Here is a 13,025-nt window from a genome sequence, read left to right as displayed (position 1 = left end):
ACCCGGAAGTACACGAACCGGAAGACCGTGTCGAAGTACCGGTCGTAGAGGAGTCCGAATGCCGCACCGTCGCCGGCCTGGGCCCGCTCGATGAGCGCCCAGACCTCCGAGGCCGGGTCGCCGCGGTCGGGCCGCGCCGGTGGCGGCGGGCTCGGCTCCGGGTCGGTGTCGACAAGCGTCGTCCCCGCCGTCACGTTGGTCGGGATCGGCACGGTCTCCTCGCCGAGCAGGCTCGCTCCGGCGCCGCCGCCGGCCGGCTTGCCGTTCATCCCGGCGTTGGGCCGGGCGTTCGGGGCCGGGCCGGGGCGGGGCGGCGCCTCGTTGGTGTGTGGGCGCCCGCGCGTGCGCGGCACACTGCCGCCTTCACCGCGAATCACCGTGCTGAACATGTCGCGCATCGAGTCGCGCAGCATCCACAGCCCACCGGCGAGTGCGTGTTCGGCGTCGAACACGTGCTGGTAACCGCTCATGCTTCGTAAGCCAGACAAGACGGCTCATTCGGCGCGATCACGGGCACTTGGGCCTCCTCGGGGTGAGGGGTATCAACTCGCTACAAATGGGGTGAGTCGACTTCGCTGATGATAGGACCGGCGTCACCCGCGTGTGGGCGGCTCTTGTCGTGAGGGCACATTCTTTCCACGGATCGGTGTCCGTCCGGCGCACATGCTGTCCGTCACTGCTCAACGACACGCCGTACGACACGCCGTGAAAACGGCGAAACGGGATGAAACTCTGCGCCGGTTACTGACCTACGACACGCGCGTTGCACACGAACGGGTGGACAATTACTCAGTCGGCGTGTCGCCGGTCGGGCGCCCTGCTCGACTGCGTTAGGGACCATGCCATGGGACAGGGTGATTGGTGACGGGTGATTTCTCAGTCGGCCGTCCATCACCCGTCACTGACGGACAGGGTGTGTCAGACTCAGCGACCGTGCAGGACGTCTCCAACTTCGCCGATCTGGTCCGGCGCGCCGCCGCCACAAACGGCGCCCGACCGGCCCTGCGATCGCACGACACGGTCGTCACCTGGGCGGAGCTCGACCGCCAGGTGGACGCGGTGGCCGCCAACCTCGCGGCGCTCGACCTCCCCGCCGACGAGCGCGGCCCGGCCCGCGTCGCGATCGCACTGCCCAACGTCCCCGAGTTCGCCGCCGTCTTCTTCGGCGCACTGCGCGCCGGCCTCGTCGCCGTGCCGGTCAACCCCGCTTACACCGCCCGCGAGCTGGAGCACGTCTTCGCCGACTCCGGTGCGGCGGTGCTGATCGCGACCCGGTCGGTGCAGGCCGCGAACGGGCCTTCCCAGCAGTACCGACTGGGCGAGAACATCGCCGAGTTGTTCGAAGCGGCCGAGGCGAAGATCCGCGAGACGGCGGCCGAGGACCTCGCGGTGCTCATCTACACCTCCGGCACCGTGGGCGCGCCGAAGGGCGCCATGCTGCCGCACCGGGCCCTGCTGGCCAACCACGAGCAGCTCGCGCGGATCGACCCGCCGCCGGTCACGAGCGACGACGTGCTGCTGCTCGCCGTCCCGCTCTTCCACGCCTACGGGCTGAACTCCGGCCTCGGCGCCGTCGCCTACCACGGCGCCTGCGGGGTGCTCGTCGAGCGCTTCGACCCGGCCGACGCCCTCGACACGATCGAGCGGCACGGCGTCACCGGGGTGGTCGGGGTGCCGCCGATGTACGTCGCGTGGTCGCTCATGGGTGAGCCGCTGGCCCGTGCCTGGGCCCGCGTGCGGCTGGCCGTGTGCGGCGCCTCGCCGCTGGACCCGGCGGCGGAGCGGCGGTTCGCGGAGACGACGGGGAAGGCGGTGCACCAGGGGTACGGGCTGACCGAGACCGCACCCGTGCTCACCAGCACGCTCGTGGGCGCCGCGGTGAAGCCGGGCTCGATCGGACAGGCCATCCCCGGCGTCGAGATCAAGCTGGTGGACGCCGCCGGCAACGAGGTGGACCTCGACGAGGACGACGAGGTCCGCACCGACCCCGGCGAGATCGTGGCGCGCGGCGCGAACCTCTTCCTGGGGTACTGGCCGGACGCGAGCGGCGGACCGGACCCGGACGGCTGGTGGGCGACCGGCGACGTCGCCTACGCCGACGAGGACGGCGATCTGTTCATCGTGGACCGGTTGGGGGAGCTCATCCTGGTGAGCGGATTCAACGTGTACCCCCACGAGGTCGAGATGGTCCTGGACGCGCACGAATCGGTGCTGGAGGCGGCGGCGCTGGGTGTGCCACACCCGTACACGGGGCAGACCGTAAAGGCGGTCGTCGTCCGCCGGCCCGGCTCCCAGGTCACGGCCGAGGAGCTGATCGCGCACTGCGAGCGCAACCTGGCCCGGTTCAAGTGCCCGACGGCCGTCGAGTTCGCGGCCGAACTGCCGCACTCGGCGACCGGCAAGATCCGGAAGGCGGCCCTGCGATGAGGCTCACCCTGCTCACCCGGCCCGGGTGTCACCTGTGCGACGACGCCAAGGAGGCGATGGCGCGCGTCGCCGCGGCGACCGGCGAGGAGTGGACGGAGGTCGACATCACCGGCGACGACCGGCTGGAGGAGGAGTACGGGTTCCGCATCCCGGTCGTGCTCCTCGACGGCCGGGAGCACGGCTACTGGCGGGTCGAGGAGGAGCGCCTCCTGCGGGACCTGCGGCTATCCTCACCCGGGTGAAGCACCTGGTTTGGGACTGGAACGGGACCCTCCTCGACGACCTGAAGCTCGTCGTCGACGCCACCAACGTCTGCCTGGCCACCGTGGGCGGGCCGGTGATCACGGCGGAGGAACACCGCCGCGACTTCCGACGGCCGATCCTTGACTACTACGCGTACGTGCTCCAGCGCCCGGTCGACCAAGTCGAGTTCCAGCTGCTCGACGACGCCTTCCACGGCGCGTACCGGCTGGGGTTGCCGCAGGTCCAGCTCGTGCCCGACGCGCTGGACGCGATGACCGGGTGGCCCGGCACCCAGTCGCTGCTCTCGATGTTCTTCCACGACGAGCTGCTGGTCGAGGTCGAGCGGCACGGGCTCGCGGCCCGGCTGGTCCGGGTCGACGGGTTGCCCGGCACGGTCGGCGGGCACCTCAAGGCCACCTACCTGGAGCGGCACCTGGCGGCACTGGAGCTGGACCCGGCCGAGGTGGTGCTGATCGGCGACTCGGTCGACGACGGCGACGCGGCCCGCTCGGTCGGCGCGTCCTGCGTGCTCTACGCGGGCGGCTTCACCGACGTGCGGCTGCTGGAGGCGACCGGCCTGCCCGTGGCGCACTCGCTGGTCGAGGCGGTCGGGCTAGCCCTGTAGATAGGCCAGGACGGCGAGCACGCGGCGATGCTGCTCGTCGTCCGGCTGCAGGCCGAGCTTGGTGAAGATGTTCTTGACGTGCTTCTCGACCGCGCCGTCGGTGACCACCAGCTTGCGGGCGATCGCCGTGTTCGACCGGCCCTCCGCCATCAGCCCGAGCACCTCCCGCTCGCGCGGGGTCAGGCTGCGCAGGGGATCGTCCCGGCGCCGCCGGACCAGCAGTTGGGCGACGACCTCGGGGTCGAGAACGGTGGCACCGGCGGCGACCCGGCGCATCGCGTCGAGGAACTCGGCGACCTCGGAGACGCGGTCCTTGAGCAGATAGCCGACCGCGCCCGCCCGGTCGGCGAGCAGGTCGTCGGCGTAGGACACCTCGACGTACTGCGACAGCACCAGGATCGGCGTCGCCGGCACCTGCTGCCGGGCGGCGACCGCCGCGCGCAGGCCCTCGTCGGTGTGCGACGGCGGCATCCGCACGTCGACGATGGCGACGTCGGGCCGGTGCTCGACCACGGCCGCGACCATGCTGGGCCCGTCGCCGACCGCCGCGACGACGGTGTGGCCGCTCTCCTCGAGCAACCGCACCAGACCTTCTCGGAGCAGCACCGCATCATCCGCCACGACAACCCGCACGGAGGGCATCCTATGCGGGTCGTCATGGGTGATGTCAGATCGGCAGGATGGCCGTCACCCGAGTGCCGCCCTCGGCCGGGCTGGTCACGGTCAGCTCGCCGCCGGCAGCCTTCACCCGGTCGGCCAGCCCGCGCAGGCCGTGGCCTTTGGCCAGGCTCGCGCCACCCACGCCGTCGTCCTCGACGGTCACCAGCATCCCGTAGGCGGAGCGCTGCAGGGTGACCTTGCACTCACTCGCGTGGCTGTGCTTGGCGACGTTCGTCAGGGACTCGGCGACCACGAAGTACGCCGTCGTCTCCACGTTCTCGGCGAGCCGGTCCAGCTCGGGCAGCTCCAGGTCGACCGGGATCATCGAGCGGCCGGCCAGGGCGGTCAGCGCGGCGCGCAGGCCGCGGTCGACCAGGATCGGCGGGGCGATGCCGCGGGACAGCGCGCGCAGCTCCTCCAGCGTCTCGCGGGTCTGGCTCAGCGCCTCGGCGATCGTGGCGCGGGCCGCCGCCGGGTCGGTCTCGAACTGCAGGTCGGCGCGGCCCAGGTCCATCGCCAGCCGGACCAGGCGCTGCTGCGGGCCGTCGTGGATGTCGCGCTCCAGCCGGCGCAGGGCGGTCGCCTCGGCCGACACCGCGGCCACCGTCTGGGCGCGGGCCACGTCGCGGCTCGCCTCCGCGGCGGCCACCCGCTCGCGCAGCTCGGCGACGCCGCTGAGCAGGGCCCGGGCGAACATCGCCTCCATGAGGGCGGCGCCCCGGACGACCGGCATGAGCGTGAGGGCGAAGAAGACCCCGATGGCGGTGTAGAAGGCGACCCGCGTGGCGGTGCCCGAGCCCATGCCGAGCAGCTCCGGCAGGTCGGTGTTGTCCGGCGGGCGCGGGATCGACCAGTCCCACAGCACGGTGGTCAGCCCGCCCAGGGCTCCGGCCCACCAGGTCACCACGAACGCGAAGGCCAGGGTGCTGGGGATGAACCGGAAGATGCCGTGCACCAGGTCGAGCCACGACTGGCTGTCGGACAGCGGCACGAACGTGCGCCGCCAGAAGCCGGAGTCCGCCTTCGCCTTCTTGTAGTAGGGGTGTGGCAGCCGGGTGCGCAGCACCGGCCCGAGGCGGGCGCGCTCCACGGTCGCGAACCCGCGGGCCTGCATGATCGTGATGGTCAGGAGCGGGAAGCCGACGACGGTCACGAAGAGCCCGAGGCCCAGGGCGAACCCGGTGAGGAACAGCACCACCGTGATGAGGCCCAGCGGGAATCCGAGGAGGACGTACTGCGTGTCGACGCCGAGCTGGCGGAAAACACGAGAGATTCGGCCGTGGCCGAGCATCGGGGTGATGGTCGTCGTCATGTCATCGACGCTATTCATCCGGCCCCCCGCGTCCCATCCCGTCGCCCAGCCACTTGATGGTAGGGGCAACCCTACTGGACACGTGTAGTGTGGCTACCGGTCGATGCGGCACGGGCGTGTCGGCGATGGGGGATGTCGGAATTGTGGCGATAATATTCCCAGCGCTCGCCCGTCGCCGGCCGCGACCGGGAAGGGGGGCACCAGGTGCCGCGGGGGCATTTCTCGCGTGTGTGGTCCGCGCGGGCGGGCGCTGACCTCTATGTGGCGAGCGCCGACGCTTCAAGATCGCGATTTGTGCACGGCTTCACAAGCGCCTACTCTGTAGCAACGACGAACCCCGCTAGCACAGGCGGAAAATGCTGTCGCGAGCGGCCTCGCTTACCGTCGTCGTCACGGAGACTCATGAGCCAGCAGCGCACCGGCCCCACGGACGGACCGGACTTTCCGGACCTGCCGGAGGCGACCGTCGCCAGGCTTCCGGAGTACCTGCGTGCCCTGCACCACCTCGCCGAGGAGGGGCACGACACGGTTTCCTCGGAAGGTTTGGCCGCGGCCGCGGGCGTCAACTCCGCGAAGCTCCGCAAGGACCTGTCCCACCTGGGCCGCACCGGCACCCGGGGCGTCGGCTACGACGTCACCCTGCTCATCGACCAGATCGAGCAGGTGCTGGGCCTGACGCACCGCCGCGCCGTCGCACTCGTCGGCGTCGGTAATCTCGGTCACGCCCTCGCGGGCTACGCCGGGTTCGGCAGCCGCGGGTTCCGCATCGCCGCGCTCTTCGACGCCGACCACGGCCGGGTGGGTGAGCACATCAACGGCCTGGTCGTGCGGCACATCGACGACCTGCCCGAGGTCGTCGACGAGGAGTCGATCTCCATCGCGGTGATCGCGACTCCCGCGCATGCCGCGCAGAACGTGGCCGACCGGCTGGTGGCCGCCGGCGTCACGAGTGTCCTGAACTTTGCACCGTGCGTCTTGAACGTCCCGGAGGGCGTCGACGTGCGTAAGGTCGACCTGGCTATTGAACTGCAGATCCTGTCCTTCCACGAGCACCGCAAGTCGGCGCTGACCGCGCTGCCGGGGCGGGCCGGCCAGGATCTCCAACGAGCCGATCGGCTCGGTGCGGAGGCGGTGGGATCGTGAACCTGCTGGTCGTCGGGATGTCGCACCGTACGGCAGGGGTGCCCGTCCTCGAGCGGCTCGCGATGAACGGCGGCGAGGTCCAGGCGGCGCTCGCCGAGCTGGTCGCGCAGCCGTATGTCGACGAGGCCGTCGTGCTCTCGACCTGCAACCGCGTCGAGGTCTACGCCGCGGTGACCGCCTTCCACGGCGGTCTGGCCGACATCGGCGGGGTGCTGGCGCGCCGGGCCGGCCTGCCGGTCGGTGACCTGGCGTCCCAGATGTACGTCCACTACGAGGTCGACGCCGTCCGCCACGCGTTCCGGGTCGCGGCCGGCCTCGACTCGATGGTCGTCGGCGAGGCGCAGATCCTCGGCCAGCTCCGCGACGCCTACGGCGTGGCCGGCGAGCAGGCCGCGGCCGGGCGGATGCTGCACGAGCTCATGCAGCAGGCCCTGCGGGTCGGCAAGCGCGTGCACGCCGAGACCGAGATCGACCGGGCCGGGCAGAGCGTGGTCAGCGCCGCCCTCGCCTACGGGCAGGGCGCCACCGGGCCGATCGAGCACCGGCCGGCGCTGGTCGTCGGGGCCGGCGCGATGGGCGCGCTGTCGCTCGCGACCCTCCGGCGCGCGGGGGCCGGGCCCCTGTTCGTGACCAACCGCAGCCACGCGCGGGCCGAGCGGCTCGCCGAGCTGCACGGGGCGACCGCGGTACCGTTCGCGGAGCTCCCGTCCCTGCTGGAGCGGGTCGACGTCGTGGTCACCGCGACCGCCTCGCCCGAGCCGGTGCTCGACGCGCCGCTCGTCGCCGGGGCCGGCCGCTCGCTGCTGGTGATCGACCTCGCGCTGCCGCGTGACGTCGCGCCCGGCGTCGGTGAGCTGCCCGGCGTCACGCTCGTCGACATCGAGCTGCTGAGCGAGTCGCTGTCGACCACCGCCGACGCGGAGGGGCGAGCGGCCGAGGACATCGTCGCCGCCGAGGTCGAGACGTTCCTGACCTGGCTGCGCGGCGCCGACGTGGCCCCGACCGTGGCCGCGCTGCGGGCCCGCGCCGACGAGGTCGTCGAGGCCGAGCTGCGCCGGCTGGCCCAGCGCTGCCCGGAGATGGGCGACGAGGTCCGCTCCGAGGTGGCCCACAGCATCCACCGGATCGTCCAGCGCCTGCTGCACCAGCCGACGGTCCGCGTGCGGCAGTTGGCCGCCGCACCCGGCGGCGAGGCTTATGCTCAGGCGCTGCGTGAGCTGTTCGACCTGCAGATTCCTTCCGAGATCAATCCCGCGGCCGCTGGCGAGGTGCACCCGTGACGCTCAGGCTCGGCACCAGGGGCAGCGCGCTCGCGCTGGCACAGTCGACCACGGTCGCCGAGGCCGTGCGCGAGCGGACCGGCCGCGCGGTCGACCTGGTGGAGATCGTGACGCCGGGCGACCGGTCGAGCGCGCCCATCCAGCAGCTCGGCGTCGGCGTGTTCGTGTCGGCGCTGCGCGACGCGCTGTTGGCGAAGGAGATCGACTTCGCCGTACACTCATACAAGGACCTGCCGACCGCGGGCGCTGACGGGTTGGTGATCGCTGCGATCCCGCAGCGTCAGGATCCCCGCGACGCGCTCGTCGCCCGCGACGGCCTGACGCTCGCCGAGCTGCCCGAGGGCGCTCGCATCGGCACCGGCGCGCTGCGCCGCATCGCCCAGCTCAACGCGCTCGGCCGGCGGCTGGAGCCGATGCCGGTGCGCGGCAACGTCGACACGCGGCTGCGCAAGCTGGCCGACGGCGAGTTCGACGCGATCGTGCTGGCCCGCGCCGGCCTGGCCCGCCTGGGCCGGGTCCAGGAGGCGACCGAGGTGCTCGACCCGCTGCTGATGCTGCCCGCCCCGGCGCAGGGCGCGCTGGCGGTCGAGTGCCGTGAAGACGATGTCGAGCTGCGCGAGCTGCTGGCCGCCCTCGACGACGAGTACACCCGCGCGGCGGTCACCGCCGAGCGGGCGCTGTTGGCCGAGCTCGAGGCGGGATGCTCCGCCCCGATCGCGGCACTGGCCGAGGTCGCCGAGGGCGACGAGGGGCCGGAGATTTATCTGCGCGGTGCGGTGTTCAGCCCGGACGGCGGCTTCGCCCTCCGGCTCTCGCGCACCGGAACGCTCGCCGACGCCGCGGAGGTGGGCCGAGCCCTGGCCCGCGACCTGCGCGAAGAAGGCGCCGACAACGCACTGGGAGTGCAGCATGACCCGCACCCGTAAGGGCAGCACCGGCCGGATCGCCTTCGTCGGGGCCGGCCCCGGCGATCCAGGCCTGCTGACGCGTCGCGCCCACGAGGCGCTGGTGACCGCCGACCACATCGTCTACGACCGCAACGTCCCCGAGTCGCTGCTCGCCGTGATCCGCGCCGAGGCCGACGCGGAGACGCAGTTCAGCCCCGCCGAGGGCGCACCCGGTGACGTGGCCAAGGTGCTGCTGTCCGGCGCCCGCTCCGGCCTGCGCGCCATCCACCTGGTCGGCGGCGACCCGCTCGCGCACGACACGGTGCTCAAGGAGGTGCAGGCCGTCGCCCGCACCGCGGTGCCGTTCGAGGTCGTGCCCGGCATCGGCCAGGCCGCGGGCGTCGCCACCTACGCCGGCGTCCCGTTGCCCGGCGTCCGCGTCACCGCCGACGTCGACGACGTGCAGTCCTTGGACTTCGAGTCGATCGCCACCGCCGTGGCGCGCGGCTCCTCCGCGCTCGCGGTCGACGCGGGCGACCTGGCCACCGTCCGCGACGGCCTGCTGGCCGCCGGCATCGACCCCACCACGCCCGTGTCGATCACCGGCGACGGGACGGGCGAGACGCAGTACAGCTCGGCCTCCACGGTCGACAGCATGGTGGCCGCCGCCCTCGGCTTCGCCGGCCGGGTCGTGCTGTGCCTCGGCTCCGGTGTCGCCCAGCGCGAGAAGCTGGGCTGGTGGGAGAACCGGCCGCTGTACGGCTGGAAGGTCCTCGTCCCCCGCACCAAGGAGCAGGCCGGCGCGATGAGCGAGCGGCTGCGCGCCTACGGCGCCATCCCGTGCGAGGTGCCGACCATCGCGGTCGAGCCGCCGCGCACCCCGGCGCAGATGGAGCGGGCCATCAAGGGCCTGGTCGACGGACGGTACGCCTGGACCGTCTTCACCTCGGTCAACGCCGTCCGCGCGGTCTGGGAGAAGTTCGCCGAGCACGGCCTCGACGCGCGCCACTTCGGCGGGGTCAAGGTCGCCTGCATCGGCGAAGCCACGGCGGAGGCCGTGCGCGGCTTCGGCATCTCGCCCGAGCTGATCCCGAGCGGCGAGCAGTCCTCCGAGGGCCTGCTGGCCGAGTTCTCGCCGCACGACGAGCTGCTCGACCCGGTCGGCCGGGTGCTGCTGCCCCGCGCCGACATCGCGACCGAGACGCTCGCCGCCGGCCTGACCGAGCTCGGCTGGGAGGTCGACGACGTGACCGCGTACCGCACGGTCCGCGCCGCGCCGCCGCCCGCCGACATCCGTGACGCCATCAAGTCCGGTGGCTTCGACGCGGTCCTCTTCACCTCGTCCTCCACCGTCCGCAACCTGGTCGGCATCGCCGGCAAGCCGCACGCCCGCACGGTCGTCGCGGTCATCGGGCCGAAGACGGCCGACACGGCCGTCGAGTTCGGCCTGCGGGTCGACGTGCAGCCCGCGCACGCCTCGGTGTCAGACCTGGTCGAGGCGCTCGCCGGCTACGCGGTCGAGCTCCGCGAGAAGCTGGCCGCGATGCCCGCGAAGCAGCGCCGCGGCTCCAAGGTGCAGGGCCCTACCGCCCTGCGGTTCCGCTAGGGGGTTCGTCCCATGGGGTTCCCTGACGTCCGTCCGCGCCGTCTCCGGCGCACCGCGGCCATGCGCCGCCTCGTGTCGGAGACGCACGTCCAGCCGTCGAACCTGATCCTGCCCATGTTCGTGAAGGAGGGGCTGATCGAGCCGCGGCCGATCAGCTCCCTGCCGGGCGTGGTCCAGCACTCCCGCGAGTCGCTGCGCAAGGCCGCCGCCGAGGCGGTCAGCGAGGGCGTCGGCGGCATCATGCTCTTCGGCGTGCCGGAGACGCGCGACGAGACGGGCTCGGGGGGCGTCGACCCCGGCGGCATCCTCAACGTCGCCATCCGCGACGTGATCGCCGAGGTCGGCGACGACACGGTGGTCATGGCCGACCTGTGCCTCGACGAGTTCACCTCGCACGGGCACTGCGGCGTGCTGGCCGCCGACGGGTCGGTCGACAACGACGCCACGCTCCGGCAGTACGAGCTGATGGCCCTCGCCCAGGCGGAGGCCGGCGCCCACGTGCTCGGCCCGTCCGGGATGATGGACGGCCAGGTCGGCGTGGTCCGCCGGGCGCTCGACCACGCGGGGTACACCGACGTGGCCCTGCTCGCCTACGCGGTCAAGTACGCCAGCGCCTTCTACGGCCCGTTCCGCGAGGCCGTCGAGTCGACGCTCACCGGCGACCGCAAGTCCTACCAGCAGGACCCCGCAAACGTGCGGGAGGCGCTGCGCGAGGTGGCCCTCGACATCGAGGAGGGCGCGGACATGGTCATGGTGAAGCCCGCGCTGCCGTACCTCGACGTGCTGGCCCGGGTCGCCGAGATGACCGACGTCCCGGTGGCCGCCTACCAGGTCTCCGGCGAGTACGCGATGGTCGAGGCCGCCGTCGCCAACGGCTGGCTCGACCGCGACCGGGTCGTCCTGGAGACGCTCACGTCCATCCGCCGCGCCGGCGCCCAGCTCATCCTGACCTACTGGGCGAGTGACGCGGCTCGCCTCCTGCGCCACACGTAGCTCGCCGCAGCCACGGGCCGCTCGTCACAGGCGAGCGCCTGCCCCTGCGCTGTCGTGGCCGTGCGCTGTCGTGGCCGTGCGCTGTCCTGCTGTGCGCCGTCCTGCTGTGCGCCGTCCTGCTGTGCGCCGTCCTGGTCTGCGTTGTCTTGGCTTAGACGTTGGTCGATCTACCCTCATGATGATCTCGGTTCGCGAGGGTAGATCGACCAACGTCTAGACGCGGGCCTGCCACGCGAGCGGAACGGGCGAGCGCCTGCCCTGCGCACCGTCGTGGTCTGTGCCGGCGCGGTCTGCACCGTCCTGCCGTGCACCGTCGTAGTCTGCGCCGTCGTGGTCTGTGCTGTCCTCGTTCAGACGTTGGTCGATCTACCCTCAGCTTCCGAGATCGTTTCGAGGGTAGATCGACCAACGTCTAAGGGTGACCTGCCACGTGAGCCGGCAGTGCGGGCCGGCGGTGCGGGCCGGCAGGGCGAGCGGGCGGTGCGAGCGGGCGGTGCGAGCCGAACACGCTGCCGTGGCGCCGTGGCGCGTGTGTTGGTCATGATCGCGGACGTTTTCAGCCCGCCGGCGGTACGTAAACGTCCGTGATCATGGTGAACCGGCCCGCCAGGGGCCGCGACTCGGTCCGCGCTGGCCCCGAGACCGTCCGCGCACCAAGCCCCAGAAGGCGTATAAATCGGGCAATTCCGGCGTGTCCGAGCACGGCCCGTGGCGGCCAGCGCGGCAGAATAGTTTGGGCTGGTCATGCCCGGGGTTACGGGACCTTCCGGGGGAAACTTTCGGCTGAGGCGAGTGTCAGGAACACGACACTTGTCCGATTCGCCGGCGTAGGTTCTCGTTGCCCCCATCGTGAGATGGCTCGTCACCGGAGGCGCCGGTTACATCGGCGCGCACGTCGTCAACGCCCTCGGGGCGTCGGGCATCGAATCCATCGTCGTCGACGACCTGTCGACCGGGCGCGTCGCGCGGTTGCCGATCGGGGTGCCGCTCGTGCGGGCCGACGTCCGCGACAGCGCCGGCATGCGCGAGATCTTCCGGCGCCACCAGCCGCACGGCGTGATCCACCTCGCGGCCCGCAAGGACGTCGCCGAGTCCAACGCGTACCCGCTGCGGTACTACCAGGACAACCTCGACGGGCTGCGCGCCGTGCTCGACGCGGCGGCGCGCAGTGGTACCAGGTCGGTGCTGTTCTCGTCCAGCGCGGCCGTCTACGGCACGCCGCGAAGGTCGCCGGTGCGGGAGCAGGACCCGACCGCGCCCGAGAACGCGTACGGGCGCACGAAGCTCGTCGGTGAGTGGATGCTGCGGGACGCGGCCGCGAGCGGCGGGTTCCGGTGGGCCGCGCTGCGGTACTTCAACGTCGCCGGCGCCGCGAAGCCGCACCTGCGCGACCACGGCGGCACCAACCTCGTGCCCCGCCTGCTGCGCGCCGCCGCCCTCGGCATCCCGGCGACCGTCTACGGCACCGACTACCCGACCCCCGACGGCACGGCCGTGCGGGACTACGTCCACGTCGCCGACATCGCCGACGCCCACGTGCGGGCCGCGCTCGCCCTGCACCGGGGCGAGCTGCGCGACGAGATCCTCAACATCGGCCGGGGTGAGGGTGCCTCGGTACTGCAGATGATCGCGGCCGTCTCCCGCGCGCTCGGCCGCGGCCTGCCCTACGACGCCGCCCCCAGGCGGCCCGGCGACCCCGCCGCCGTGGTGGCCAGCCCCGCCCGAATCCTCGCCTGCCTCGGCTGGCGCGCCCGCTACGGCCTCGACGCCATCGTGCGCAGCGCCGCGGGCGACTCCCAGGAAGCAGTCGCGCAAGCCGCCTGAAAACCCCCGTTGAAGGAGCAAGCAC

At 72.4% G+C, this 13,025-nt stretch carries 12 protein-coding genes; 9 read left to right on the top strand and 3 right to left on the bottom strand.

Features of this window, described 5'->3' with window-relative positions:
- The coding region (locus IEZ31_RS57050; RefSeq protein ID WP_373294731.1) for an RNA polymerase sigma factor at positions 1-470 on the bottom strand (470 nt) is incomplete at its 3' end.
- Between the two features lie 445 nt (positions 471-915).
- On the opposite strand from IEZ31_RS57050, the gene IEZ31_RS34040 reads away from it, so the two are divergent.
- Genes IEZ31_RS34040 through IEZ31_RS34030 form a run of 3 tightly spaced genes read left to right on the top strand, consistent with a single transcriptional unit; the run spans position 916 to position 3,295 of the window.
- Positions 916-2,427, top strand: coding sequence for an AMP-binding protein (locus IEZ31_RS34040; protein WP_190254157.1), 1,512 nt, complete (start codon positions 916-918; stop codon positions 2,425-2,427).
- Entirely contained in the window at positions 2,424-2,669 is a 246-nt protein-coding gene (locus IEZ31_RS34035) for a glutaredoxin family protein (RefSeq protein WP_190254156.1), read from the top strand. The genes IEZ31_RS34040 and IEZ31_RS34035 overlap by 4 nt, the downstream gene beginning before the upstream one ends.
- Positions 2,666-3,295, top strand: coding sequence for an HAD family hydrolase (locus IEZ31_RS34030; protein ID WP_229836082.1), 630 nt, complete (start codon positions 2,666-2,668; stop codon positions 3,293-3,295). The genes IEZ31_RS34035 and IEZ31_RS34030 overlap by 4 nt, the downstream gene beginning before the upstream one ends.
- On the opposite strand, the gene IEZ31_RS34025 is transcribed toward IEZ31_RS34030, so the two are convergent.
- Together IEZ31_RS34025 and IEZ31_RS34020 are read right to left on the bottom strand one after the other, a co-directional pair.
- The gene (locus tag IEZ31_RS34025; protein WP_190254155.1) at positions 3,284-3,928 is read right to left on the bottom strand and encodes a response regulator; all 645 of its coding nucleotides are present in this window, start codon (positions 3,926-3,928) and stop codon (positions 3,284-3,286) included. The genes IEZ31_RS34030 and IEZ31_RS34025 overlap by 12 nt on opposite strands.
- 34 nt (positions 3,929-3,962) lie before the next feature.
- Entirely contained in the window at positions 3,963-5,267 is a 1,305-nt protein-coding gene (locus IEZ31_RS34020; protein ID WP_190254154.1) for a sensor histidine kinase, read from the bottom strand.
- 402 nt (positions 5,268-5,669) lie between these two features.
- On the opposite strand from IEZ31_RS34020, the gene IEZ31_RS34015 reads away from it, so the two are divergent.
- From IEZ31_RS34015 to galE, 6 genes are all read left to right on the top strand, one after another.
- Positions 5,670-6,410 carry a redox-sensing transcriptional repressor Rex gene (locus tag IEZ31_RS34015; protein ID WP_190254153.1) on the top strand — a complete coding sequence of 247 codons (741 nt, stop codon included), beginning with the start codon at positions 5,670-5,672 and terminating at the stop codon, positions 6,408-6,410.
- Complete coding sequence (locus IEZ31_RS34010) at positions 6,407-7,690, top strand: glutamyl-tRNA reductase (RefSeq protein WP_190254152.1); 1,284 nt, start codon at positions 6,407-6,409, stop codon at positions 7,688-7,690. Before IEZ31_RS34015 ends, IEZ31_RS34010 begins: the two co-directional genes overlap by 4 nt.
- Complete coding sequence (hemC, locus tag IEZ31_RS34005) at positions 7,687-8,616, top strand: hydroxymethylbilane synthase (RefSeq protein WP_190254151.1); 930 nt, start codon at positions 7,687-7,689, stop codon at positions 8,614-8,616. The genes IEZ31_RS34010 and hemC overlap by 4 nt, the downstream gene beginning before the upstream one ends.
- The gene (locus tag IEZ31_RS34000; protein WP_190254150.1) at positions 8,600-10,183 is read left to right on the top strand and encodes a bifunctional uroporphyrinogen-III C-methyltransferase/uroporphyrinogen-III synthase; all 1,584 of its coding nucleotides are present in this window, start codon (positions 8,600-8,602) and stop codon (positions 10,181-10,183) included. The genes hemC and IEZ31_RS34000 overlap by 17 nt, the downstream gene beginning before the upstream one ends.
- A gap of 12 nt (positions 10,184-10,195) precedes the next feature.
- Positions 10,196-11,176 (top strand): porphobilinogen synthase, encoded by a 981-nt coding sequence (gene hemB / locus IEZ31_RS33995; protein ID WP_190254149.1) that lies wholly within the window; start codon positions 10,196-10,198, stop codon positions 11,174-11,176.
- 849 nt (positions 11,177-12,025) lie between these two features.
- Positions 12,026-13,000, top strand: coding sequence for a UDP-glucose 4-epimerase GalE (gene galE, locus IEZ31_RS33990; RefSeq protein ID WP_190254148.1), 975 nt, complete (start codon positions 12,026-12,028; stop codon positions 12,998-13,000).
- The last annotated feature ends 25 nt before the right edge of the window (positions 13,001-13,025 follow it).

This window comes from Dactylosporangium sucinum, assembly GCF_014647515.1.
Lineage (GTDB): Bacteria > Actinomycetota > Actinomycetes > Mycobacteriales > Micromonosporaceae > Dactylosporangium > Dactylosporangium sucinum.
Note: the sequence above shows the minus strand (reverse complement) of the source record. Positions and strands in the feature narration are given on the sequence as shown.